General features: G+C 66.3%; 26 protein-coding genes. 8 read left to right on the forward strand and 18 right to left on the reverse strand.

The genetic code is table 11. The features are described 5' to 3' along the window. Positions 1-4: 4 nt before the first annotated feature. Both ABE960_RS11385 and ABE960_RS11390 read right to left on the reverse strand, forming a co-directional pair. Positions 5-403 carry a protein YgfX gene (locus ABE960_RS11385; protein ID WP_349762397.1) on the reverse strand — a complete coding sequence of 133 codons (399 nt, stop codon included), beginning with the start codon at positions 401-403 and terminating at the stop codon, positions 5-7. Next, positions 363-656: an FAD assembly factor SdhE gene (locus tag ABE960_RS11390; RefSeq protein WP_349762398.1), complete on the reverse strand. Its 294-nt coding sequence runs from the start codon at positions 654-656 to the stop codon at positions 363-365. The genes ABE960_RS11385 and ABE960_RS11390 overlap by 41 nt, the downstream gene beginning before the upstream one ends. 136 nt (positions 657-792) lie before the next feature. Between ABE960_RS11390 and ABE960_RS11395 the strand changes: the two genes are divergently transcribed. From ABE960_RS11395 to lapB, 3 genes are read left to right on the forward strand one after another with little or no spacing between them, the layout of a single operon-like run. Next, positions 793-1,155, forward strand: a complete 363-nt coding sequence (locus tag ABE960_RS11395) for an integration host factor subunit beta (RefSeq protein WP_349762399.1) — start codon at positions 793-795, stop codon at positions 1,153-1,155. 51 nt (positions 1,156-1,206) lie between these two features. Then, positions 1,207-1,512: a lipopolysaccharide assembly protein LapA domain-containing protein gene (locus ABE960_RS11400; protein ID WP_349762400.1), complete on the forward strand. Its 306-nt coding sequence runs from the start codon at positions 1,207-1,209 to the stop codon at positions 1,510-1,512. Beyond that, positions 1,513-2,694: a lipopolysaccharide assembly protein LapB gene (gene lapB / locus ABE960_RS11405; protein WP_349762401.1), complete on the forward strand. Its 1,182-nt coding sequence runs from the start codon at positions 1,513-1,515 to the stop codon at positions 2,692-2,694. It begins immediately after the preceding gene. Positions 2,695-2,701: 7 nt separating this feature from the next. Here the strand turns inward: lapB and pyrF are convergent, their stop codons facing one another. Further along, positions 2,702-3,403 carry an orotidine-5'-phosphate decarboxylase gene (gene pyrF, locus ABE960_RS11410; RefSeq protein WP_349762402.1) on the reverse strand — a complete coding sequence of 234 codons (702 nt, stop codon included), beginning with the start codon at positions 3,401-3,403 and terminating at the stop codon, positions 2,702-2,704. 214 nt (positions 3,404-3,617) lie between these two features. Between pyrF and ABE960_RS11415 the strand changes: the two genes are divergently transcribed. After that, positions 3,618-3,908, forward strand: a complete 291-nt coding sequence (locus ABE960_RS11415) for a ComEA family DNA-binding protein (RefSeq protein WP_349762403.1) — start codon at positions 3,618-3,620, stop codon at positions 3,906-3,908. Positions 3,909-4,013: 105 nt separating this feature from the next. Here the strand turns inward: ABE960_RS11415 and ABE960_RS11420 are convergent, their stop codons facing one another. Then, positions 4,014-4,775 carry an SDR family oxidoreductase gene (locus ABE960_RS11420; RefSeq protein ID WP_349762404.1) on the reverse strand — a complete coding sequence of 254 codons (762 nt, stop codon included), beginning with the start codon at positions 4,773-4,775 and terminating at the stop codon, positions 4,014-4,016. A gap of 219 nt (positions 4,776-4,994) precedes the next feature. Between ABE960_RS11420 and ABE960_RS11425 the strand changes: the two genes are divergently transcribed. The 4 genes from ABE960_RS11425 (at position 4,995) to ABE960_RS11440 (ending at position 8,724) form a co-directional block, all read left to right on the forward strand. After that, the gene (locus tag ABE960_RS11425) at positions 4,995-5,519 is read left to right on the forward strand and encodes an FxsA family protein (protein WP_349762405.1); all 525 of its coding nucleotides are present in this window, start codon (positions 4,995-4,997) and stop codon (positions 5,517-5,519) included. 214 nt (positions 5,520-5,733) lie between these two features. After that, a complete protein-coding gene (locus tag ABE960_RS11430) occupies positions 5,734-6,027 on the forward strand; it encodes a co-chaperone GroES (RefSeq protein WP_071941560.1) in 294 nt (97 codons plus the stop codon). A gap of 63 nt (positions 6,028-6,090) precedes the next feature. After that, positions 6,091-7,734, forward strand: a complete 1,644-nt coding sequence (groL, locus tag ABE960_RS11435; protein WP_349762406.1) for a chaperonin GroEL — start codon at positions 6,091-6,093, stop codon at positions 7,732-7,734. A 255-nt stretch (positions 7,735-7,989) separates the two neighbouring features. Then, the gene (locus tag ABE960_RS11440; protein ID WP_349762407.1) at positions 7,990-8,724 is read left to right on the forward strand and encodes an RNA methyltransferase; all 735 of its coding nucleotides are present in this window, start codon (positions 7,990-7,992) and stop codon (positions 8,722-8,724) included. A 258-nt stretch (positions 8,725-8,982) separates the two neighbouring features. Here the strand turns inward: ABE960_RS11440 and ABE960_RS11445 are convergent, their stop codons facing one another. From ABE960_RS11445 to lhpI, 14 genes are all read right to left on the reverse strand, one after another. Continuing rightward, the gene (locus ABE960_RS11445; RefSeq protein WP_349762408.1) at positions 8,983-9,615 is read right to left on the reverse strand and encodes a PASTA domain-containing protein; all 633 of its coding nucleotides are present in this window, start codon (positions 9,613-9,615) and stop codon (positions 8,983-8,985) included. Then, entirely contained in the window at positions 9,612-10,754 is a 1,143-nt protein-coding gene (locus ABE960_RS11450; protein WP_349762409.1) for a PASTA domain-containing protein, read from the reverse strand. The genes ABE960_RS11445 and ABE960_RS11450 overlap by 4 nt, the downstream gene beginning before the upstream one ends. Further along, positions 10,751-11,398: a hypothetical protein gene (locus ABE960_RS11455; RefSeq protein ID WP_349762410.1), complete on the reverse strand. Its 648-nt coding sequence runs from the start codon at positions 11,396-11,398 to the stop codon at positions 10,751-10,753. The genes ABE960_RS11450 and ABE960_RS11455 overlap by 4 nt, the downstream gene beginning before the upstream one ends. Next, the gene (locus ABE960_RS11460) at positions 11,398-12,108 is read right to left on the reverse strand and encodes a hypothetical protein (RefSeq protein WP_349762411.1); all 711 of its coding nucleotides are present in this window, start codon (positions 12,106-12,108) and stop codon (positions 11,398-11,400) included. The genes ABE960_RS11455 and ABE960_RS11460 overlap by 1 nt, the downstream gene beginning before the upstream one ends. 4 nt (positions 12,109-12,112) lie before the next feature. Beyond that, positions 12,113-12,652, reverse strand: coding sequence for a hypothetical protein (locus tag ABE960_RS11465; RefSeq protein ID WP_349762412.1), 540 nt, complete (start codon positions 12,650-12,652; stop codon positions 12,113-12,115). Continuing rightward, on the reverse strand, positions 12,652-13,527 hold the full coding sequence (locus ABE960_RS11470; protein WP_349762413.1) for a hypothetical protein: 876 nt from the start codon (positions 13,525-13,527) through the stop codon (positions 12,652-12,654). Before ABE960_RS11470 ends, ABE960_RS11465 begins: the two co-directional genes overlap by 1 nt. A gap of 35 nt (positions 13,528-13,562) precedes the next feature. Next, positions 13,563-14,030 (reverse strand): hypothetical protein, encoded by a 468-nt coding sequence (locus tag ABE960_RS11475; protein ID WP_349762414.1) that lies wholly within the window; start codon positions 14,028-14,030, stop codon positions 13,563-13,565. Then, positions 14,027-15,763: an OmpA family protein gene (locus ABE960_RS11480; protein ID WP_349762415.1), complete on the reverse strand. Its 1,737-nt coding sequence runs from the start codon at positions 15,761-15,763 to the stop codon at positions 14,027-14,029. The genes ABE960_RS11475 and ABE960_RS11480 overlap by 4 nt, the downstream gene beginning before the upstream one ends. Position 15,764: 1 nt before the next feature. Continuing rightward, positions 15,765-16,349, reverse strand: coding sequence for a hypothetical protein (locus ABE960_RS11485; protein WP_349762416.1), 585 nt, complete (start codon positions 16,347-16,349; stop codon positions 15,765-15,767). Further along, positions 16,346-17,443 carry a hypothetical protein gene (locus ABE960_RS11490; RefSeq protein WP_349762417.1) on the reverse strand — a complete coding sequence of 366 codons (1,098 nt, stop codon included), beginning with the start codon at positions 17,441-17,443 and terminating at the stop codon, positions 16,346-16,348. The genes ABE960_RS11485 and ABE960_RS11490 overlap by 4 nt, the downstream gene beginning before the upstream one ends. 145 nt (positions 17,444-17,588) lie before the next feature. Continuing rightward, a complete protein-coding gene (locus ABE960_RS11495; RefSeq protein WP_349762418.1) occupies positions 17,589-18,629 on the reverse strand; it encodes an Lnb N-terminal periplasmic domain-containing protein in 1,041 nt (346 codons plus the stop codon). 85 nt (positions 18,630-18,714) lie between these two features. Continuing rightward, positions 18,715-19,683, reverse strand: coding sequence for a branched-chain amino acid transaminase (locus ABE960_RS11500; RefSeq protein ID WP_349762419.1), 969 nt, complete (start codon positions 19,681-19,683; stop codon positions 18,715-18,717). A 46-nt stretch (positions 19,684-19,729) separates the two neighbouring features. Then, a complete protein-coding gene (locus ABE960_RS11505) occupies positions 19,730-20,875 on the reverse strand; it encodes a class II histone deacetylase (protein WP_349762420.1) in 1,146 nt (381 codons plus the stop codon). Beyond that, the gene (lhpI, locus tag ABE960_RS11510; RefSeq protein WP_349762421.1) at positions 20,872-21,813 is read right to left on the reverse strand and encodes a bifunctional Delta(1)-pyrroline-2-carboxylate/Delta(1)-piperideine-2-carboxylate reductase; all 942 of its coding nucleotides are present in this window, start codon (positions 21,811-21,813) and stop codon (positions 20,872-20,874) included. Before lhpI ends, ABE960_RS11505 begins: the two co-directional genes overlap by 4 nt. Position 21,814 lies beyond the last annotated feature (1 nt).

Genomic DNA, 21,814 nt, shown 5'->3' on the forward strand with positions numbered 1-21,814 from the left:
CGGTTCAGGGCAGGGGCAGCAACTCCTGACGAAGCCGCCGAAGGGATTCGGGGTCGCTGCTGTCAGGCCAGAGCCACAGTCGACGTCCGTCGACCCTCAGCCCGATCAACCAGGGACCCAGATAATCACAGCTCAGACTGACCGGCCGCCAGGGCTGTGCCCCGTGATCACGCCAGGCCCAGCTCGCCCTGCCTGCCGCCTTCGGTGTGATGAGCAGCTGTCCATTGAGGCGACGCCGGGCGACCGTCACCATGACCAAGGCCAGCAGGAGTACCGCGAACGCGCCAGTCCATGGCGAGGCCACGCCCACCACCAGGCCGGCGGCCGCCGCGGCCACCAGGCCCTGAGCGGCCAGCGATAGCCTAGAGGTTGCGATAGCGATCGTTGTCGGTGGTCTCGGCATGCTCGATGATCAACTTGACGATGCGACGCCTCGCCGGATCCTCGGGCCACTCCCGACGCATCAGCCAGACGAAGAGATCCTGGTCCTCCTCGTCGATAAGCGACCTGAACGCCGCCTGATCGGACTCTTCCAGATCGCCGTAGCACTGGTCGAGGAATGGAATCAGCAGCAGGTCCAGCTCCCACATGCCGCGACGTGAGTGCCAGTAGAGGCGCTTGCGTGTAGCGGCTTCCGCAGACGAATCGTCGTTCAAGATCGGCCTCGTTGAGTCGGATGGATGAGGCGCCAGTATACCCGAGCCCCCTCACCACCGGCAGCCCATTACCTCATCTCTCTCTTCCGGGTCGAGAAAAGGTCGTAGTGCGTTGTTTTATCGAGACTTGCACAGTATGCTTGGAGAAAACAACAACGCTGGGATTGCGCAGACCCAGGCAGGACCTCACGGAGACGAGCCGATGACCAAGTCCGAACTGATCGAACAGATCGCCATGCGACAGCCAGAGCTGTCGGTCAAGGAGGTCGAGGCGGCGGTGCGCCTGATCCTCGACGACATCACAGACACCCTGGCAGAGGGAGGACGGGTGGAGATCCGAGGCTTCGGCAGCTTCTCCCTGCACTACCGGGAGCCCCGGGTCGGCCGAAACCCCAAGACGGGCGAACCGGTCGCACTCGATGGCAAGTTCGTGCCACACTTCAAGCCCGGCAAGGAGCTGCGCGAACAGGTGGATGCCAGCCGCGCGCTCGGCTACTGAACGGCCTCCAATGACCGCCGTCACTCCTTCAACCGACATGGGAACATGCACATGCGTTGGCTCAAAGGCCTGATACTGGCCATCATCCTGCTGGCGGTACTGCTGATCGGCATCCTCTTTGCCGTCAACAACCAGCAGGCCCTGCCCCTGAACCTGATCTGGATCGAGCTTCCCGCAGTCTCGCTCTCCGTCTGGCTGCTGGCCTCACTGGCCGTGGGCGTTCTGCTCGGCATGCTCGCCATGAGCGGCGTCTACCTGCGCTTGCGCACCCTGCTGACTCGTGCCCAGCGACACAACCAGCAGCAGCGCAAGGAGCTCGATCGCCTGCGCGTCCAGGAGATGAAGGAACTCCCCTAGATGCCCGATGTTCTCCTGCTGGCCCTTCTGCTGGTGGCGATCGCCACCGGCTGGTGGCTGGGCCGACGGGAACGCCGAGGTGCTGGCGAGGCGTCACAGGCGCCGGCGCTGGCGCGTGAATACTTCGTCGGCCTCAACTACCTGCTCAATGATCAGCAGGATCAGGCCATCGAGACCTTCATCGGCGCGCTGGAGGTAAACAGCGACACCATTGAGACTCATCTGGCCCTGGGCAACCTCTTCCGCAACCGGAGCGAGGCCGATCGGGCACTGAAGATCCACCAGAACCTGCTCGCCCGCCCGACGCTGACCGCCGATCAGAGCGATCGAGTGCAGCTCGAGCTCTCCCGTGATTTCCTCGCCCTGGGCCTGCTCGACCGTGCCGAACGCCTGCTGCAAGGCCTCGTACGCGACGGCCAGGGTGAGGAATTGCGCGACTCGGCCAGGCGACTGCTGATCGACCTGCTGGAGCGAGAGAGAGAGTGGCAGGCCGCACTGGATGTGGCCCTGCCGAGGATGACCCGCCAGCATGACGACATTCGCCGCGCGGCGGCCCATTGGCTCTGCGAGCTGGCCGAGCAGGAACGTCACTCGGCGAGCCCCGTGCTGGCCAGGCGACACTTGCGCCAGGCACTGACCACCGATCCCCGCTGTGTGCGCGCCAACCTGTTGCTGGCCGCCATGGAGCAGGACACGGGCCAGTACAAGCAGGCGATCCGATTGCTGCGACGTATTCCCGACCAGGACCGGGCCTTCATCTCCACCCTGCTCGAACCACTCGCCCGCGCCTATCGACTGCTGGACGACGAGGCGGGGCTGGTCCATTGCCTGAATGAACTGCTCGACCAGGCCCCTTCCACGGCCGTGATCACCTTGCTGGCAGAGACACTGCGCCACCAGGGCAATGATCAGGACGCTCTCGCGCTGATCCGTGATCAACTCGAACGGCAGCCGAGCCTGGAAGCGATCCACTACCTGCTGACACTGTACCGGCACAACGAGCAAGGAGAAGACGACGAGCGCATCGACCTGCTTCAGCGCTACACCCTTGCTCTGGTGCAGGCCCACCCCCGCCACCGCTGCCGACGTTGTGGGTTCGCCACCGAGAAGCTGCACTGGCAGTGCCCACGCTGCCGTAGCTGGGGAACCACCAAACCGATCATCCCCCCCGAGGGAGAATAGGCTCGCTTCAGCCGGCGGCCAACTCCGCCTCGATGGCCGCCAGGGCCTCCATCGGCTCCTCCGCCCGGGTCACGGGTCGTCCCACCACCAGGTGAGTACTGCCGGCGGACATGGCATCGGCTGGGCTCATGACCCGCCGCTGGTCCCCGGCAGCGGCAAAGCCAGGCCGGATACCAGGCGTCACCTTGAGAAAGTCCGCGCCACAGAGCTCCTTGAGGCGGCGAGCCTCCCATGCCGAAGAGACCACACCATCCATGCCGCTGTCCCGGGCCAGCAAGGCCAGGCGCTCGACCTGCTCGGCAGGGGTCGCCGATATCCCCACCTCGGCCAGATCTGCCTCCTCCATGCTGGTCAGCACCGTCACCGCGATCAAGTGCATCGTCAGCCCGCGGCGATCAAGCCTCTCCCGGGCGGCTTCCATCATCCGCCTCCCCCCACCGGCGTGCACGTTGACCATCCACACCCCCTGCTCGGCCGCGGCCTGGACCGCCCCGGCCACGGTGTTGGGAATGTCGTGAAACTTGAGATCCAGGAACACCTCGAAACCGCGCCCATGGAGGGCCTCTATGACATCCGGCCCACTGCGGGTGAAAAGCTCCTTGCCCACCTTGAGTCTGCAGCGTGAGGGATCGAGACGATCGGCCATGCACAGGGCGGCATCCAGGGAGGCATAGTCGAGGGCAATGATCAGGGGAGAAGCGGTGGACACGGTAGGGCTCCTGGCCGGGCGAAGTGATCCGGTAAGTATATCAGCCATGGCCTACACCGCAGGTCGTCGAAGTCGCCGACAATCTACCTGTCATGACTGACGCCACGTTGACGTGATCGATGACAAGGGTTTTGCGACAGGCGCACTAGCTTGAAGGAGGCAGGCTGGCGCCAGGCGGTGCCGGTCTGGCCACCCCGACACGAGGAGAACCATCATGAAGACTGCCATCAAGCACAGCCTGTCCTCCCTCCTGCTGGCGATGCTACTGGGTCTCGCCCCCTTCGTCGCCAGCCAGGCCCTGGCGCAGGAGATGGAGCCTATCAACGTCAACAGTGCCGACGCCGAGTTGCTGGCTGAACTGCCAGGTATCGGAGAAACTCGAGCAGCGGCGATTGTCGAGGACCGCGAGGCCAACGGCCCCTTCGCAAGCGCCGAGGACCTGGCGCGGGTGAGTGGTATCGGTGAGGCCACCGTGGAAGGCATCACCGATCAAGTGACGTTCTGATCGGCCCTGGCCTCCCGTCATGCAAGGCCCCCGGTCCAACGAGCGACCGGGGGCCTTTTCCCGCGACTGGCCTGGCCAGCCGTGGTGAAACCAGGGGACAGGGCGCTAGAGCCGCAGCCCACCGTCGCACTCGATCACCCGGCCGGTGAAGTACTCATTGGTCATGATGAAGGCCACGCTCTCGGCGATATCCTCAGGCTGGCCGAGACGCCTGAGCGCCACCCCCGAGGTCAATTTCTCGAGCATGTCCTCTCGCATCGAGGCCGTCATCTCGGTCTCGATGAATCCCGGCGCCACCGCGCCCACGCGAATTCCGTAGCGCGCCAGTTCCCCCGCCCAGGTCGTGGTCAACGCCACCACGCCGGCCTTCGCCGCAGCGTAGTTGCTCTGTCCCATGTTGCCGGCCCGCGAGATGCTGGAGATATTGACGATCACGCCCTCATGCCCCGCCTCGATCATCTGCGTGGCCGCCTCACGGCCGCAAAGGAAGACCCCGGTGAGGTTGACGTCGATCACCTGCTGCCACTGCTGCAGGGGCATGGCCTTCACCACCTTGCCGTCCTTGGCCTTGACCAGCAGCCCGTCCTTCACGATCCCGGCATTGTTTACCAGGCCATTGACCGGGCCCATTGAAACCAGGATGTCATGAAAGGCTTGCTGAACCGAGTCCTCGTCTGCCACGTTGACGAGGAACCCCTTAGACTCGATCCCCTCGGCATGCAGACAGGAAACAGCCTCGTCGAGAGCGTCGCCATCCATGTCCATCAGGGCGAGGCGCGCACCCTGCCGACCTAGCCGCTGCGCCATGGCCAGTCCAAGGCCACGGGCGCCGCCGGTAATGGCGATAACGCTGTTATCGAGTTTCATGAGTGCTTCTCCAAGGATGGTAAGGCGTGCTGTCGGGACGATCGCCGAGTAGCGGCCGGCTCAAGAGCCGGCAGTCGGCACGACCTTGTTATTGTGCAATGCAACATTATCATATCGAATCCTGCAAGGGTATTCCATAGCTTCTATCCCACGCCTTGACGCCTTGACTTCTGCATTACTGCCCCCATCACCTGCGGAACCGACATCTGCGGAGCCATCATGCCCTTCCTCGTCATCTTCACCCTCTTCGCCCTGCTCGACTTCGTCATCCTCTTCTCCGTCGGCAGCCATATCGGCCTGCTCACCACGCTGGCGCTGGTCCTGGCCACCGGCTTCATCGGCCTGCACCTGATCCGACGGGAAGGCGTGGCCACCTTTGCCCGCGCCCAGGAGCGCATGGCCCAGGGAGAAATCCCGTCGGGCGAGCTGCTGACCGGTGCGGCCCTGATCTTCGGCGGGGCCCTGTTGATGGCACCAGGCTTTATCTCCGATGCCCTGGGATTCATGTGCCTGATCCCCGATGCGCGACGCCTGCTGGCCAAGTCGCTGGCCTGGCTGGGGGTGCGCGTGAAGGGCCTGCACATTCATGCCGAGACCTATCGTCCAAGGCAGGGATCCGATGCCGACTGGCAGCAGGCCGGGCCGAACCGGGAATCCCCTTCAGGCCGGAATCAGGAAGAGACAACCGCTGGCGAGGACCGCCCCCTGGAAGGCGATTTCATTTCGCGTAACGACTCGCGCTGATCGGGGGCAAAAAATTTTGATGCTGGGCCTTGAAAGCCCCCAGCCGAGCCCCACTTATCCGACAGCATCGCGAATCGGCTCGGGGGCTTCCAACCGGGCCATCGATTAGGAAGGCGATGACCGCCTCCACACCGCGCAGCAGGCCTGCGAGGTGATGATGAAAACCGCCGGAACGATATTCCGGCACAGCAAACCAGTCAGGAGAACGTGAGCAATGAACATCCGTCCCTTGCACGATCGCGTCGTGATCCGTCGCGTGGAAGAAGAACAGAAGACCGCTGGCGGCATCGTGCTTCCGGGCAACGCCCAGGAAAAGCCGACTCGAGGCGAGATCCTCGCGGTCGGTAACGGCCGGATTCTCGACAACGGTGATGTCCGCCCGCTGGACGTGAAGGTCGGTGACACGGTGATCTTCAAGGAAGGTTTCGGCGTCGAGAAGCAGAAGATCGACGGCGAGGAAGTCCTGATCATGAGCGAATCCGACATTCTGGCCGTCGTCGAGGGCTGAGCCCGGACACGATCCGCAACCGTTCGATTCTGACGTTCACGAACTCACAGGAAGATAACGAAAATGGCAGCGAAACAAGTCAAGTTCTCCGATGATGCCCGTAACCGCATGGCCCGTGGCGTCGACGTCCTGGCCAACGCCGTCAAGGCCACCCTGGGTCCCAAGGGTCGCAATGTGGTACTCGAGAAGTCCTTCGGCGCGCCGACCGTGACCAAGGATGGCGTTTCCGTGGCCAAGGAAATCGAGCTCAAGGACCGGTTCGAGAACATGGGCGCGCAGATGGTCAAGGAAGTCGCTTCCAAGACCTCCGACGTCGCCGGTGACGGCACCACCACCGCTACCGTGCTGGCCCAGTCCATCGTGACCGAAGGCCTGAAGGGCGTCATCGCCGGCATGAACCCGATGGACCTCAAGCGTGGCATCGACCAGGCCGTGATCGCCGCCGTCAAGGAAATCGAGGCCCTGGCCGTCCCCTGCACTGATTCCAAAGCGATCGCCCAGGTCGGCACCATCTCCGCCAACGGCGATGCCCGCATCGGCGCGATCATCGCCGAAGCCATGGAGAAGGTCGGCAAGGAAGGCGTCATCACCGTTGATGAAGGCCGTGGCTTCGAGGACGAGCTGGACGTCGTGGAAGGCATGCAGTTCGATCGCGGCTACCTGTCGCCCTACTTCGTCACCAACCAGGACACCATGGCGGTCGAGCTGGAAGACCCCTACCTGCTGCTGGTCGACAAGAAGATCTCCAACATCCGCGAGCTGCTGCCGACACTGGAAGCCGTGGCCAAGGCCGGCAAGCCGCTGGTGATCATCGCGGAGGACATCGAAGGCGAGGCGCTGGCCACCCTGGTGGTCAACACCATGCGCGGCATCGTAAAGGTCGCCGCCGCCAAGGCACCGGGCTTCGGTGATCGTCGCAAGGCCATGCTGCAGGACATCGCCATCCTGAGCGGCGGCACCGTGATCTCCGAGGAAGTAGGCCTGAGCCTCGAGAATGCGACCCTGGACCATCTGGGCACCGCCAAGCGCGTGACCATGTCCAAGGAGAACACCACCATCATCGATGGCGCCGGCAACGACGGTGACATCGAGGCACGCGTCAACCAGATCCGCGCCCAGATCGAGGAGACCTCCTCCGACTACGATCGCGAGAAGCTCCAGGAGCGTGTCGCCAAGCTGGCCGGCGGTGTCGCCGTCATCCGCGTCGGTGCTGCCACCGAGGTGGAGATGAAGGAGAAGAAGGCACGCGTCGAGGACGCCCTCCACTCTACCCGTGCCGCCGTCGAGGAAGGCGTGGTGCCCGGTGGCGGTACCGCCCTGGTGCGCGTGCTGACCAAGATCGCCGGCCTCAAGGGTGAAAACGAGGACCAGACCCACGGCATCGCCATCGCCGTGCGCGCCATGGAAGCCCCGCTCCGCCAGATCGTCACCAACGCCGGTCAGGAGGCCTCCGTCATCCTGAACCGCGTCAAGGACGGCGAAGGTAACTTCGGCTACAACGCCCAGACCGGCGAGTTCGGCGACCTGTTCGAGATGGGTGTGCTGGACCCGGCCAAGGTCAGCCGCTCCGCCCTGCAGTCCGCAGGCTCCGTCGCCGGCCTCATGATCACCACCGAGTGCATGATCGCTGACGATCCGGACGAGAAGGAATCCGGCCCGGACATGGGCGGCATGGGTGGCATGGGTGGCATGGGCGGCATGATGTAAGCCGACCCCCGTCGACCCAGGCCTCGCCTGAGACGAACCCCGCCGGGAGACCGGCGGGGTTTTTTATGGCCAGCGCCAAGCGTCGGGCCACAAGCGCCAAGTAACCCAGAGCAAGGCTTGGCGACTTGGCGGCTTGGCGGCTTGGCGGCTTGGCGGCTTGGCGGCTTGGCGGCTTGGCGGCTTGGCGGCTTGGCGGCTTGGCAAGGTAAAATACTTCTTCCAGGCCACCTCACCACCAGTCCTCTCCGAGATCCCATGCTCGCCAATATCCGTATCGTCCTCGTCCAGACCTACCATCCCGGCAATATCGGCGCCTCGGCTCGCGCCATGAAGACCATGGGCCTCACCGATCTGGCGCTGGTCAACCCGCGCCGCTTCCCGGACCCCGAGGCCTCGCGCCTGGCCGCCGGGGCCGAGGACCTCGTCGACGATGCCCGGGTGGTCGGCTCCCTGCAGGAGGCCGTGTCCGACTGCGTCCAGGTGATCGGCGCCAGTGCAAGGCTACGCAGCTTGCCGCTGCCCCATTTCGATGAGCCCGATGCGATGGCAAGGGAGTTGGTGGAAAACGCCACTCATGATCCCGTGGCGCTGGTCTTCGGTAGGGAGCGCTTCGGCCTGACCAATGACGAGATCCGCTGCTGCAGTCATCAGGTCAGCATCCCGGCCAACCCCGACTATGGCATCCTCAACCTGTCCCAGGCCGTTCAGGTGCTGGCCCATGAGGTCTTCACCGCCTGGCGCCGTCGGCCCGACAGCGACTACCGCCCTGCCCTGCCCGCGACTGAGCGCCAGCCGACCCGCGAGCAGTTGGACCACTTCCACGACCACCTGAGCCGGGTGATGCAGCATAGCGGCTTCATCACCCAGCCCCACGCCCGGACAGAGGCACACCTCCAGGCGCTGTTCGCCCGGGCGCGCCCCTCTCGCCGTGAGCTCTCGCTGCTTCGCGGCCTGCTTGGTTCGCTGGAGCGGCACCTGCCCGAGGATTGAGCCTCTCGCGAGACACGAACGGCGGCCGTCCTGGACGCTGTCAGCGCTGGTGCATTCCCTCGACCCCCTCTTCATCGGATCCTCATGACGCTGTCATCGCGCTGTCATGGGACTCGGCGATAACGGGCCAGGCGGGGGAGACAGCCGCGCACGGTGACAGGGAAGCAAGGAGCCAGGAGGCCCAACAGGGAGAACGGCATCGGGACGATGCCCAGGGAGGAGGCATATCGCCACGACGCCTGCGTCGTGGCGTTTTTGTCAGGTGTCGGAATCCGACGCCAGGGTAACCGTGACGATATCGCCGCGGCGCAACACCTCGCCCGGGGTCGGGACCTGCGTCAAGACCACTCCCGAAGAGGCACCAGAGGGATCGACCTGCATCTCGAGGCGGAATTCGGACAGGAGCTGCTGCGCCTCGTCACTCGGCATGGTGACCAGCCGAGGCACCGCCACGATCGGCAGGTCCTCGGCCTCCGGGGGAGGAGGCACCGGGACGATGCGAAAACGCAGCGATGCCCCGATGGTGGCCTGGTAACCGAAGCGATTCTGGTACCCTGCATCAACGGGGGCCGCATAGAGCGCGATGCGCGACTTGGCAAGTCGTCCCGGGGGGGAACTCGTCTGCCGGCTCGCCTCCCCCTGTCCCGAGAGCGAGAGCGCCACCTTCACCTCCCCCTCGGTCTCGGGGAGGGTATAGAAGGTCGGCTGCCAGCCACTCCGCCGCAGCAGCGCCATCGCCTCGTCACCCTCCTGGTACAGCGCTTCCAGTTGGGCCAGCGCCTGCTCATCCAGGGCGCGCTGAGCCTGTGCGACTCCCTGGCCCACCGAGGCGATGATCTGGCCGAGTGGGGCTGCCGCCGTGTCGTTGATCAACCGCTTGATATCACTCATGGCCCTGCCTCCTCGGTGTCTGATCCCACGGCGACGACAACCCCGAGCCGTCCATTGGCCTCCGACAGCGCTGCCCCAGCGGCAGGCTGCTGCTCGACGATGGCGCCGGATGGGTGACGCTGGCTGTGCCGTTCGATCACATCCAGCCGCAGCCCCGCGGCCAGGGCCTGTCGCCTGGCCGACTCGAGGGTCTGGCCGATCAGGTCGGGCACTTCGGCAGATGCTGGCGTACCGGCGTTCCGTGGCGGATTAAGCCGCAGCACCAGCTCGGAGACGTTGCTCGACAGCATCTCCCTGGCCTCTGCGCTGTCGAGCGGGTGGAAACTCTTGCCGCCCTCCATGACCAGGCCCCGAATGCGCAGCTCGGCGGAGGCAAGCTCCATACCCTGCTCGGCCCTTGCCAGGTCCAGGGCACCGGAGATGGTCGACGTCAGCCGCTCCATGGGCGGAGACGTCGCCACCGTCTTGCGCAACTGGCCGAGCTGGCGAGCCAGCTGTTCACTCCGGTCCTCACTCTTCTGCAACGCCTGGTCGAGTTCCTGGATGCGATGTTGACGCAGATCGACCTGGACCTGCAGCTGCTCACGCTTGGCGGTCTCGGCGCTGAGCATCTCCATGACGACCGCAGTCTTGCGCGTCTCCAGCATGCCTGGCGCCATCCCGCCGGTCTCCGGCCTGGCCGACTCGATCGTGCTACCGGGACCCGGCCTGAGGCTGTCGGGCGACAGGGTATGGATCTGCGTATCCAGCACCAGGTCCGCCATGTTGACGTTCATCCCTGAGAGCCGTTCGGGACGACGGCGCAGGACGGAGGGCGCCGACACGCCGACGCCCGGCAATATCACCACCTCGCCGAAGGAGACATTCAGCACGGTACGCGCCATGTGGTAGGTGCCCTGCTGGGCCAGGACTTCTGCCGGGTCGGTATCCGCCTTGACCAGCCGCAGCACCGGCGCCAGCTTGCCTTCTCCCCGCAGCGCGGTGCCGATGGCAAGCCTTCCTTCCTCGTCGGTAGTGGACCTGTTCAGCCCCTCCCATCCGCTGCCGAGCTGATACACCTGAAGCTCCACCACCTGACGGGGAACAGGCTTTCGGGCGGCATCCAGCAGGCTGGCGGTTACGCGAAGCTTGATGGTCATGAGAGCTCTCCCGGCAGCAGCACCCGCCCGATCGCCCCGCGCGACTCCACCTGCACGACCACCTGTTTTCCTCTCAGCGGCGCGATGTCAACGGCCAGGTGGGTGCTGCCGTCCTCCCTGGTGGTCAGCCGCTGCGACGACAGCAGCGACAGGCGCTGCTGGGGCGAGGGTCGGTAGCCGAGGAGTCGCTCGGTCATCTCGACATCCACCTGCAGGGAGACGGGTACCCCTCCCAGACGCTCGCCCGCCATGCTGGATACCTGGATGTCCAGCCGCTGGCGCTTGGCGCGCCCCTCCAAGGCGGACAACCCCAGGTCCAGAAGCGTCTCGGGCCGTCCGCCATGCGCCGGCACCGTGGCCAGGCGGCCGGAGATCGACGAGCTGATGCGGGTTTCCCGCCCGGCATCATCGACGTCGCGGCGCGCCTTGGGCAGCAGTCTGAGCCTGGTCGGCTTGTCTGCCTCGGTCTCCTCGGTGAACTCCACCTCAAAGGCGAAATCGAGATAGGGTATCTCGTAGCCATGCCCGGCATCGCTCGTACGCGCCGCTTCCGTCAGCGTTCCCTGGGCATCCTGCAGGGCATCCGCGAGCCCCACCAGCATGTCCCTGACCGCATCGGCCGCGACCTGGCCTCCCTTGCTCATCACACGTCCTCCTGGGCTTGTCGTTGCTGGCGCGCTCGGGTGAGACGCCGATCATCGGCCTGCTGCTCGCGCCGCCACGATCGCCGCCGCTCGAGCGCCAGTTCCCGCGCACGCTCGGCCCGCTTCTCGAGGTCGCCGCAGCCCCCCTCCACCACCGAGAGCAGCCGTTCTCGCCTCGCCTCATAGGTACGGGTGGGCGCGGCCGGCAACGGCGGTTCCAGCGCCTCGCGTCGACGACGCTCCCACTCGTCTAGAGGACCTGTGACCCGACGTGCCCCGCCGTCGAGGGCCTGCGTATCGGCCAACGACCGACCCTGATCCCGCAACCCGCTTCGTAACGGAGGATCACCCAGCAGGCGTTGTCCGGTTCGCAGGGGCAGCGACGGGGCGTCTCCGGAGCGCTCGGGCGATGGCTCCCGGGCCTCCGTTAGCTCGCGACCGGGGGATCGATCGATCAGGGCATCACGCTGAGACGCCCAGGCCGCATCGGCCCTGCGGCGCAGCGAGAGCGGGGTGACGGGAAAGCGGGCATCGGCCTCCCCGGGCGGCTCGGCCCCGCCGGAGGCGAGGCGATGCATCCTGTCCTCGAGCTGGGCACGCTCCCGCTGAAGGGCGACCAGGGACTCGGGCAATGGCGGTGAGGCGACCTCCGAGGCCTCAGTGTCCGGCGCAGTCTCCTCCTGGAGGGACGCCCAACTGTTACGCGGCATCGATCTACTCCGTTTGGGGCTCGGTGAGCATGGCGCGGATGCGCTCCTCCAGGATGGCTGGCGCGGGCACCGTGACCAGCTTGGTACGCATTAGCGAGCTCCCTTCCGCGGAATACTGGTACTTGCTCGAGAAGCTGGCCGACACAGTGGAGACCTTCATCTTGGCGCTCGCCGAGAGGAAGCCCACCTTCCCGCTCACCGAGGCGTTGACCGTGGTGCTGCTGCGTTTGCTCTCGCTCTCGGTAGCCATGGAGATCGACATCTTGACCTCGATGAGCGTATCCACGAACTGGTAGAAGGTCGGCGTGAAGCCAAGCTCCAGCAGCGAATAGCCATCCGGGCTGTCATCCCCGATCTTGACCAGATTGGGTCGATCGCCGGAGGCCGTGCCCTCCTCCTCGTCCTCCGGCGCATAGCCGGCCATCAGCCGCGCAATCTTCAACGACGTGAGGTCGAGCTCGTACTGCGCCTCGGCGATCCCCACCCCCATGGACTTGACCATCTCAGGGAAGGGGACGTTGAGCAGATCCTGTCCGACGGCCATCACTCTTCTCCTTCGGGATAGAGGGCCTCAAGGCGGCGCCGACGCGCCTCTTCCTCGATCTCCATGAAGCCCCGGATGCGCTCGGTGAGCACGGCGGGAGGAGGCACGGGCACCATCTTGGTCCGCAACAGGCTCGCCCCCTCGGCGCTGTAGCTGTACTTCTGGGAGTAGGTAGCGTCCACCTGGGTCGTCTGCACGGAGCTGTTGCTGCGATAGGTCTTCGACCTCTTGACGCCCGGCGGCCAGGTCAGCCCCACCCGGGTGCTGCGACCGGAACTGCGCTGGCGGTCGCTGGAGGCATTCGAGGTGGTGCGCTCGTAGGCACGCTCACGGGTCATGCGAATGGCGATCTTGACCTCGATGATGGTGTCGACGAACTGGTAGAAGGTCGGGGTGAAGCCGAGTTCCATCATCGACAGTCGCGTCGGTACCCGGATCACCTTGTCGGCCACGGGCTCCCCGCCGATAGTGATGCCGTCCAGCGCCGAGGCGATGTCCTCCTTCTTGCCGATCCCCCTCAGGGGTGTCACGGTGCTGGCGCTACCGCCCTCGGCCTTGGCCATCTCCTCGATGATGTCGAGCACCACCTCCTTGAGCCGGATCGTGTCCTCATCCAGCATGCCGGTCAGGGCATCGTCGAAGATCGCGAAGTAGAGCGCCTGCTCGACGGTCATGTACTCGTAACCGAAGAACACCCGGCTGTCGTCGAAGGTCTGGTTGCCTCGGCTATCGATCACCGACTGCAGGCCGCCCATCATCTCGGCGGTGCGCATCGAACTCTGGTCGAGCTGATACTGGCTGTCCGCGATGGCGAAGGCCATGTCGCGGATCATGTCCCCCATGGGAACATCGAGAAGATCCTGTCCAATGCTCATGGTCGTTCTCCTTGTTGTTGACCGGCGAGGCCGGCTCACTCGCTGTCGGCGTTACGCTGTTGGCGCAGGAGCGCCATGAACTGCTCGGGCGGGGGCAGCGACACCAGCCGGGCAGCGATGGATGACATGCCGGACGCCTCCATGGCGTACTTCCTGGCGTAGCTGACCGACACGGTGGCGGCCGCCATGTAGACCCCGGTATTGACGCCGCCGCTGATGGAGGCACCGACGGAGGTATCGGTCGATTCGCTCACCGTGAAGCTGAGCCGCGCCTCGACGGTCGCCTCGGTGTAGGCGTAGAAGCTCGGCGTGAAGCCCAGCGCCAGCAGGCTGTAGGTCTCGCCGCCGACCTCGACCTCCGTCTCGCCCATCACCTTGGCCATCTCCACGGCATTGCGATCGAGCGCGAACTGACCCTCGGCGATGGCCATGCCAAGACGCTCGACGATCTGTGGTAGCGGCGCCGTGACCAGGGCACGAGTCGTCTGGGTCCCGGCACTCATGATCGACGCTCCCGCTGGAGGGCATGAATCGCCTCGACGAAGAGATCCGGCGGCGGCACGGAGGCCAGCCGGGCGGAGATCTGGCTATTCCCGGTCACCGCCATGTTGAACTGCCGGGTCTCGCGCTTATTAACGCTGACCCCGATCGCCATGGCGGTGCTGGAGCCCTCGCGACTCTCCACCTGGCGCGTCCGTGACCGCGAGAACTGCCGGGTCACGGTGAGCCCCTCGCTGCCCGTCAGCTCGATCTGCTCACTCGTGGCACTGAACAGCTTGATGTCATAGGTATCGCTGGCGCGCATCAGCTCGACGACATGGCCCAGCTGGTTGGCGCGCAGGGTGCTGGTGGCGTTGAGATCGGCTGCCAGGTGGTGCGCATAAGCCTCGGCGGCATTCTCCGTATGCCCCGCCACCGCAGCGCCGTTGAGGGGAAACGCCTGCCCCTCGACGGTAACGGAGAGCCCCGACAGGTCGGGCGAGGCAGGTTGCCACAGGAACACGAAGCCGTTGCCGCCACCACCGGTGCGAAGGTCAGGGGTGACGTTATCCAGCTGTGCACTCCCCTCACTGCGCAGTGACAGCCAGTAGTAGTCGCGCTCGGGCGTCATGATCCAGGTGACTCGCCATTGCTGATTGGACTGCCCATCGTCATCGTCGGCGTCGTCAGCACGCCCCTCGCCTCGGCTGTCCACCAGGTCGATCTGGCTCGCGCTGACCCCATTGGCGATCAGGAAGTCGTGCACGAAGCGCCCCCTGGCCTCGCCGAGCGTCAGGTTCTTCTGCGCCGAACCCTGTCGGTCGGTCATGCCTTCCAATCGGACCCGGGTGCCCATGGCAACAAAGCCGCGCGCCAGTTCGGCCAGAGCGAGTCGGTCTTCCTCGCTGCGAAACTCCGCCTTGCCGGTGTCGAAGTAGACGCCGAAGGTGGCCTCTCCCTCCTGATGCGGTGGATGGAGTTTCGTGGTGAAGCCACCGGCCGCATCGACCTGGGTCTTGACGTGTTCGGCATAGGCCGCGAGGTCGCCCTGAGTGCTGGTCGAGACCGTCGTCCCGGAATTCAGCACATAATCGGTGGCGGCGTTGTCGCGGATGGCCACCAGCCCGTTGGACCGACTGGTGAAGATGAAGGCTACCGATCGGGATGTCGTCAACACCTGGCTCTCCGGCGCGTCACTGGAGATGGCCAGGGAGGTGTCCGGCGGCGAATAGACCAGCGCCTCGACCCCCTGCCCTTCCACCAGTTGGTCACGCAGGCTACCGAGTCGGGCGCGAGGCGCCTGGCCGGCGGGTACCACCTGGGTCCCGTTTATCGTAAGCGTTCCGGTGGCATCGGCCTGGTACTCGAGCTGGGCCTGGCGCGTCTCGACCCGCGTGCCGCTCTCGGTTTCCGATTCAGACGCCGACGACGCGGCGCTCCGCTGGCGGGTATCGCCCAGGCTGGCGTTGGCCGCGAAACCGAACTCGTCGGTCTTGCCCACCTCGAGGCGTAGCTGAAGGGATACCGATATATCGGCATGCTGGTAGTGGTAGAAGGCGGGCAACAAGCCCAGTTCCAGCAGAGAGCGCTCCCCCAGGGAGTCTTGAACCTCGGTGAAGGCCTTCATCTGGCGCACCGAGTTCTCGTCGAGATCCTTCTGAGCCTTGGCGATGCCCAGTCCGAGTTCCTTGATGAACTCGGCCACACTGGCATCCGCCAGCACCTCGCCGGGCGTCATGCCGTCGTAGTTGGCCATGTCATGTCACCTCCTGTCGGGAGAGGTCGGGCGGCAGGACTGCCCTGCGCGCCAGATCGGGCCGCACCCGGGTGCGGCGAACGGTGTAGTAGCCGTGTCGCGTCAAGGCGTCAGCCAGGGTCTGGGCGGTGATGGTCAGCGCCCGCCGCCGCCAGGCCTGGAGTTCCGCGGCCAGGGCAAGCTGGCCGGGATGGGCGATGGCGACCGCTTGCTTCAGCTGATCGTCGGCCTCGGCTTCACGCCCGAGGAAGAGCAGCAGGATCGCCCGCCGCAGCGTCAGGGTCGCGTGATCGCGGCGCTGCAGGGGTGATGCCGTTCCGCTCCGCTCCAGTTCCTCGCAGGCGGCAACGGTGAGGGCCAAGGCATCGGCATGCCGGCCCTCGCGTTCAAGGCTCTCGAGGATGCAGTCGGTGTAGTGGCGAGCGAAGGGCGTCGGTGCCGCCATCTCGCCGGCCATTCGCAGCGCCATCCGATAGAGCTCGAGGGCACGCCCATGGTCGCCGGCCAGGGCGGCCAGCTTGCCCTTCTCGGCGATGGCCAGATGCCGGAGATGCGGCGACCCATGGTCCGGTTGCGTAGACGTCATGTCATGTCTCCAGGTGGGCTGACCGCATCGACGAAGCGGGTCCGAGCCCCGACCGTTTCCAGTTCCCGGGCCAGCACCCTGGCCTCCAGGTCCGAAAGGTCGGTCACGATGAGCGAGGGGATCCGCACCGTCTCGCTCAACCCGAAACGGGCCAGCACGGCCTTCAATCGCGCCATGTCCCGGGCGGCCAGCAGCTCGATGCCGGCACGGCCGAAGCCGCTCGGCTCGCTGTCGACCGAGAGTCCCAGGCAGCGGGCCTCGTCTAGGCATTCTCGGGCGTGGGTCTCGTCGCAGGCCTCGGCGAGGGCAAGGGGAGGATGCGCGAGGACGCGAGGTGCCACCTGTGGCGGAATGCCGAAGCGCTCCTCGAGCCAGACCAGCACGTCCCTGTCGGGTGCGGCCTGGGCGGTCAACACCAGATCCCAGCGCATCAGGGCGCGATTCACCAGCCGGATGCCGCCCTCCCGACCGAGGGAGGACCAGAGCGAGCGGGCCTCTGCATAGGACAGCCCGAGCGGAAGCCACCCCGGACGAACCGCCTGCACCCTCTCGCGCAGTCGCGCCTGCAACCAGGCCGGCACGCTGGCGCCCGGGCCGAGATGAAGATCGAAGGGACCGGTATCGCTGGGGGCCTGTGCAACCAGGACGCCCGGGCCGAGTCGTCGGGAAAGGCTCTCCACCGCCGCCACGCCGACTCCACCCAGCACCACCCCGGGTGGCGTTGCCAGCAACCCGAAGGCACGCTGCGTGGAGACTCCGAGGAAGGACGCGAGCGACTCTGCCACCGGCGCGATCCGCGCGGCATCCTGCACCTGGACGGCCACATCGAGGGGGGCGTCATCCTGCAGCGCCTCCCCGTGGGGGGCAACGTGGGATTCGAGACCGAGTGATGCCAGCAGCCGGTCGAGGGCCGAGGCGGTATCGGCGTCAAGGTCATCGACGAGCACGGTCGGAGAACGGAAGATGGCGTCGGCCACTTCGGCGACGGGCCTGGCGAGACCGTCGGCGACGGCCCGCAGAGCCGGGGGAGTCACGTCACCGGGCGAGGTGACGACCACCTGATGACGTTCATGGTGCATGGCCGAGCGTGTCACCCCCACTCTCCTTCCACGAGCGTCCGTGGTCATGGGGATTGGGCGCCTCGGGGGTCGAATGGCCTGTCACGGTCATCGGCGAGGCGGGGCGCCGAATCAGCTAAACATGCCTTGAAGCTAAGTCAGAGGCCCAGAACCGTCAAACTCATGAAGGCAGTCTTGTCATGCGCTGCGAATCCATTTCGTCATACCACCCCGGCACGCCCCGGCGGATCTGCCGCGAGAAATCGGGAGCGTCATGGGCCTGCCTCGCGCGCTCGGTGATGTCGCCGAGGCGGCGCAGCTCGGAGAGGCGATAGCCCTCGACGAGGCCTCCATGATCATGGACATACCCCGGCAGCAGGCCACTGAGCAGCAGGCGATGATCCAGCGGCAGCCCCTCGATGATCCGCCGCATCATGGCGAACACCAGGGTGGCGCAGTTGGCGGTGATGGTGTGATAGAAGCGCGGCTCGCACGCCAGGTCGTTGGCCGAGCCCACCAGTTCCAGCAGCAGCCGGCGACGGGCCTCGGACGCCAGGGTGACGTGATAGAGGGTCACTCGCTCGCCACGCACGTTGCTGCGCAAACGCACGGCATCGCGCTCATCGGCCGCGATGATCGCCAGCTCGTATTGCTTGAAGAAGCCACCGATTTCCGAGAAGCGCTCATGGCGTTCTCGACGCACCTCCACCGAGAAGGTGACGAAATCATTGGCCTGGCCGTCGCGGCCGGTAAAGCCGAAGGAGATCAGGACATGGGCGATGCCGGGCCGCCCCCAGTTCGACACGAACAGGTCAAGCGCGCTCAACCGCTCGAGGTCATAGGTGCGCCGCTCCCAGCTTCCCGTGGCGACGCCCGGGGCCTGCCAGTCGAAATGGCGAACATGGTCCAGGGTCAGCCGCTCCCCCTCGACCCGGCCGGTGGCGAGGTGGGCCACATCCTCGGCCCAGTCCAGGTCCTTGGCGGGCGTCAGCCGACGCCACCAGGCCAGCAGCACGGCCATCTGGACGCCCATGCCGAGGAGGGAACCGAGCCGCGCCCCCTGCCAGGCCATCAGCCACCAGCTCACTGCCGCCAGCATCCAGAGCCCTACTGCGCACCACCGCCAGGGCCGCGGAAATGGCAGGCGATGTCCCAGGGCCAGTGCACCCCAGGACGTGGCCATCAGCACCACCAGGAACAGCAGGCCATCCAGCAGTGCCATGATCATCGACGTCCTTGCGAGCGAGATGGCACGAGGCTACCACGGCCGGTCCTGAGGAGGGGGTGAACGCGGCCCGCCGGGAGGCTCAGGCGGGGGTCAGCCAGCCGGCGAAGCCCTGTAGGTCATCGCCGAGATCGCCCCGGGTGACCCGCCGATAGAGCCGCTGCAGCCGGGCGGTCACCGAATCGTCATCGATGGGCCGGTCCGGTGTGGGCGCCCCGGCACGGGCGCCGATGTGGCGACCGTCGAGCTCGCGCAGCGGAAGGAGCTCGGCGGCAGTGCCGGTGACGAAGGCCTCGTCGGCGATGTAGAGCTCGTCACGGGTGATGCGACGTTCGAGTACCTCGAGCCCCAGCACATCGCGAGCCAGGCGAATCACGCTGTCCCGGGTGATGCCCTGCAGGCAGGAGGTCACCTCGGGGGTGTGGAGCACGCCGTCTCGCAGCAGGAAGACATTGGCCGCCGAGGCCTCGGCGACATAGCCCTCAGGATCCAGCATGATCGTCTCGTCGAATCCCGCCTTGATGGCGGTATTCAACGCCAGCATCGCGTTGACGTAGTGGCCATTGGTCTTGGCCCGGCACAGGCTGATGTTGACGTGGTGGCGAGCCCAGGAAGAGGTCAGGGCCCGCAGGCCGATAGAGGCGGCCTCGGGCGAGATGTAGTCGCCCAGATTCCAGGCGGCGATCATCACGTGGGTGGTCAGACCCTTGGCCCTTAGCCCCAGACCCTCGGCGCCGAAGTAGACCGTCGGCTTGAGGTAGGCATTGGCCAGGCCGTTCCTCGTCAGGCACTGCCGCTGGGCCTCGACCAACTCGGCCTCGCCGAAGGGCAGCGGCATGTCCAGCGCATGGGCGCTGTCGGCCAGGCGGCGTGTGTGTTCCGCCACCCGGAACAGGTGCGAGCCGCGGGGCCCTTCATAGGCGCGCACTCCCTCGAAGCAGCCCATGCCATAGTGCAGAGTATGCGTCAGCAGGTGGGTGCGGGCGTCGCGCCACGGCAACCACTCGCCGTCATGCCAGAGCCAGCCGTCGCGATCATAGAGCGGTGTCATGGTCGGGCGTTCCTGTCGTGAAAGGGGTCGGTCATCGAAATCGGCTTCACAGCCGGCCGGCCTCGGCCCAGGCCGCCTGCCAGCCGTCGATCAGTTCGCGCTGATGAGGTTGCAGCGCCTGGTAGGGCCAGGCGGCAATCTCGTCATTCTGCGGGTCGGGCACATGGAGGGCACTGCCGGCAAGCTCGCCGATCGCGGCATGGCCACACAGCGGTACATAGCCCTCCGAATAGCCCCCCTCGTGGACCATCACCAGTCGCCCCCGGCAGACCCGATCGGCCAGCGTACGGAGCTGGCGGGTCATGCGCGCGAAGGCCCCGCTGTTGAGCAGCATCTTGCCCAGCGGATCCTTGGCACAGGCATCATAGCCGCAGGCCACCACGATCAGCTCAGGCCGAAAGGCCTCGATGGCAGGCAGCACCAGCCTCGACATGGCGTGGTCATAGGCGCCGAGACCACAGCCCGGCGGCAGCGGCAGGTTGAGGCAGGCGCCCTTCCCCTCTCCGTCGCCCTGCTCGTCGAAGCCTCCCGTCTCCAGCGGGAAGTTGCCCGCCTGGTGGATCGAGACGGTGAATACCTCGGGGTCGTCGTAGAAGGCGGCCTGCTGGCCATTGCCGTGATGCACGTCCCAGTCGATGATCGCCACCCGCCCCACCTGCCCCAGGGCGCGGGCGCGCATCACGGCGACCGGGATGTTGCCCAGCAGGCAGAAGCCCCGCCCTCGGTCGGCCTCGGCGTGGTGCCCGGGCGGCCGACACAGCGCATAGGCGCGCCCCAGCTCGCCGGTGGCCACGGCCTCGACCGCGGCGATGGCAAGGCCCGCCGACTGGCGCGCGGCGGACAGGCTGCCCGGCGTGTAGGGTGCGCAGTCGCCGGCGTTGCCGCCCAGGGCCCGATCCCCGGCCTCGAGCGAATCGAGGTAGCGGGATGTGTGGAAGCGCTCGAGGTCCTCGCGCCGCGCCATGGCCGGCTTGCGCACATCGAGCTCATCAATCAGGCCGGAGACCTCCAGCAGATTCTTCAGGCGTCGCTTGCTCTCGGGGCTCTCCGAGGCCGGCTGGGGCTGCAGGAACTCCCTGGGGGCCGAGAAGACTCCGATGGCCCCCGGGTCGTGCCAGAAGCAGCGCTCGTGCCAGAAAAAGCCCGAGGCAGGGGATTCTGCGGCAGGCGTGCCCGAGCGGCCAACACTCATGAACCGGCCTCCAGACGCTCCCATACCTCGATGGCCGCGGCCAGGTCCTCAAGCGAGGCGCCCACCGACTTGAACAGGGTGATGGCGTCACGAGAGGAGCGCCCCGGGCGCTCGCCGCGTAGCAGCTCGACGAGTTCGCCCCGGATGTCATCGAAGGCGAAGCGCCCCTCGTCGATGGCCTGCAGGATATCGCCCGCCTCGCCCCTGGCCCCTGCATAGGTGTCCACGAACACCTCGCTGCGGGCCAGACACTCGGCGTCGGTCTCACGCATGGTCGGCCGGAAGGCACCGATCAGATCCAGGTGCGTGCCGGGGGAGAGCCATTCGCCATGGATCAGCGGCTTGGTGGAGAGAGTCACACAGCTGATCAGGTCGGCGTCCCGGGTCGCCGCTTCGAGGTCGGTGACGGCGGCGGTATCGAAGCGATCGGCATACTCGGCAGCCAGCCGCTCGGCCTTGTCGGCATGGCGCCCCCAGATCAGCACCTTCTCAATGGGGCGAACCGCGGCGTGGGCTTCGATCACCATCGGGGCCAGCTTGCCGGTGCCTACCACCAGCAGGGTCGAGGCATCGTCGCGGGCCAGTTCCCGGGCGGCCAGCGCCGAGGCGGCGGCGGTGCGCCGACGAGTCAGCTCGCTGCCGTCGAGGCAGGCCAGAGGGCGCCCATGGGCGCCCTCGCTGAGCAGGTAGACACCGGAAATGGCCGGCAAGCCGTGCTCGGCATTCTGCGGAAAGACGTTGACCATCTTCATGCCGATGTAGCCGTCAGGTTCCCAGGCAGGCATCAGCAGCATGGTGGCCTCGCCGTCGGGACGATGCATGGCGTGGTGGTGACGCGGCGGCGACTCCACGCCCTCTCGGAAGGTCGTCGCCAGCCGCTCGACCAGCGCCGGCCAGGCCAGCGAGGTCGCCACCTCCTCGGCGGTGATCATTCGCATC

This window comes from Halomonas aquatica (assembly GCF_040196335.1).
GTDB classification, from domain to species: domain Bacteria; phylum Pseudomonadota; class Gammaproteobacteria; order Pseudomonadales; family Halomonadaceae; genus Halomonas; species Halomonas aquatica.

What these genes read in the sequence shown, in the direction of transcription:
- ABE960_RS11385 (WP_349762397.1), bottom strand. Translation starts at nt 403, where the DNA reads ATGCCGAGACCACCGACAACGATCGCTATCGCAACCTCTAGGCTATCG.
- ABE960_RS11395 (WP_349762399.1), top strand. Translation starts at nt 793, where the DNA reads ATGCTTGGAGAAAACAACAACGCTGGGATTGCGCAGACCCAGGCAGGA.
- ABE960_RS11400 (WP_349762400.1), top strand. Translation starts at nt 1,207, where the DNA reads ATGCGTTGGCTCAAAGGCCTGATACTGGCCATCATCCTGCTGGCGGTA.
- lapB (WP_349762401.1), top strand. Translation starts at nt 1,513, where the DNA reads ATGCCCGATGTTCTCCTGCTGGCCCTTCTGCTGGTGGCGATCGCCACC.
- ABE960_RS11415 (WP_349762403.1), top strand. Translation starts at nt 3,618, where the DNA reads ATGAAGACTGCCATCAAGCACAGCCTGTCCTCCCTCCTGCTGGCGATG.
- ABE960_RS11420 (WP_349762404.1), bottom strand. Translation starts at nt 4,775, where the DNA reads ATGAAACTCGATAACAGCGTTATCGCCATTACCGGCGGCGCCCGTGGC.
- ABE960_RS11425 (WP_349762405.1), top strand. Translation starts at nt 4,995, where the DNA reads ATGCCCTTCCTCGTCATCTTCACCCTCTTCGCCCTGCTCGACTTCGTC.
- ABE960_RS11430 (WP_071941560.1), top strand. Translation starts at nt 5,734, where the DNA reads ATGAACATCCGTCCCTTGCACGATCGCGTCGTGATCCGTCGCGTGGAA.
- groL (WP_349762406.1), top strand. Translation starts at nt 6,091, where the DNA reads ATGGCAGCGAAACAAGTCAAGTTCTCCGATGATGCCCGTAACCGCATG.
- ABE960_RS11440 (WP_349762407.1), top strand. Translation starts at nt 7,990, where the DNA reads ATGCTCGCCAATATCCGTATCGTCCTCGTCCAGACCTACCATCCCGGC.
- ABE960_RS11445 (WP_349762408.1), bottom strand. Translation starts at nt 9,615, where the DNA reads ATGAGTGATATCAAGCGGTTGATCAACGACACGGCGGCAGCCCCACTC.
- ABE960_RS11450 (WP_349762409.1), bottom strand. Translation starts at nt 10,754, where the DNA reads ATGACCATCAAGCTTCGCGTAACCGCCAGCCTGCTGGATGCCGCCCGA.
- ABE960_RS11455 (WP_349762410.1), bottom strand. Translation starts at nt 11,398, where the DNA reads ATGAGCAAGGGAGGCCAGGTCGCGGCCGATGCGGTCAGGGACATGCTG.
- ABE960_RS11460 (WP_349762411.1), bottom strand. Translation starts at nt 12,108, where the DNA reads ATGCCGCGTAACAGTTGGGCGTCCCTCCAGGAGGAGACTGCGCCGGAC.
- ABE960_RS11465 (WP_349762412.1), bottom strand. Translation starts at nt 12,652, where the DNA reads ATGGCCGTCGGACAGGATCTGCTCAACGTCCCCTTCCCTGAGATGGTC.
- ABE960_RS11470 (WP_349762413.1), bottom strand. Translation starts at nt 13,527, where the DNA reads ATGAGCATTGGACAGGATCTTCTCGATGTTCCCATGGGGGACATGATC.
- ABE960_RS11475 (WP_349762414.1), bottom strand. Translation starts at nt 14,030, where the DNA reads ATGAGTGCCGGGACCCAGACGACTCGTGCCCTGGTCACGGCGCCGCTA.
- ABE960_RS11480 (WP_349762415.1), bottom strand. Translation starts at nt 15,763, where the DNA reads ATGGCCAACTACGACGGCATGACGCCCGGCGAGGTGCTGGCGGATGCC.
- ABE960_RS11485 (WP_349762416.1), bottom strand. Translation starts at nt 16,349, where the DNA reads ATGACGTCTACGCAACCGGACCATGGGTCGCCGCATCTCCGGCATCTG.
- ABE960_RS11495 (WP_349762418.1), bottom strand. Translation starts at nt 18,629, where the DNA reads ATGGCACTGCTGGATGGCCTGCTGTTCCTGGTGGTGCTGATGGCCACG.
- ABE960_RS11500 (WP_349762419.1), bottom strand. Translation starts at nt 19,683, where the DNA reads ATGACACCGCTCTATGATCGCGACGGCTGGCTCTGGCATGACGGCGAG.
- ABE960_RS11505 (WP_349762420.1), bottom strand. Translation starts at nt 20,875, where the DNA reads ATGAGTGTTGGCCGCTCGGGCACGCCTGCCGCAGAATCCCCTGCCTCG.
- lhpI (WP_349762421.1), bottom strand. Translation starts at nt 21,813, where the DNA reads ATGCGAATGATCACCGCCGAGGAGGTGGCGACCTCGCTGGCCTGGCCG.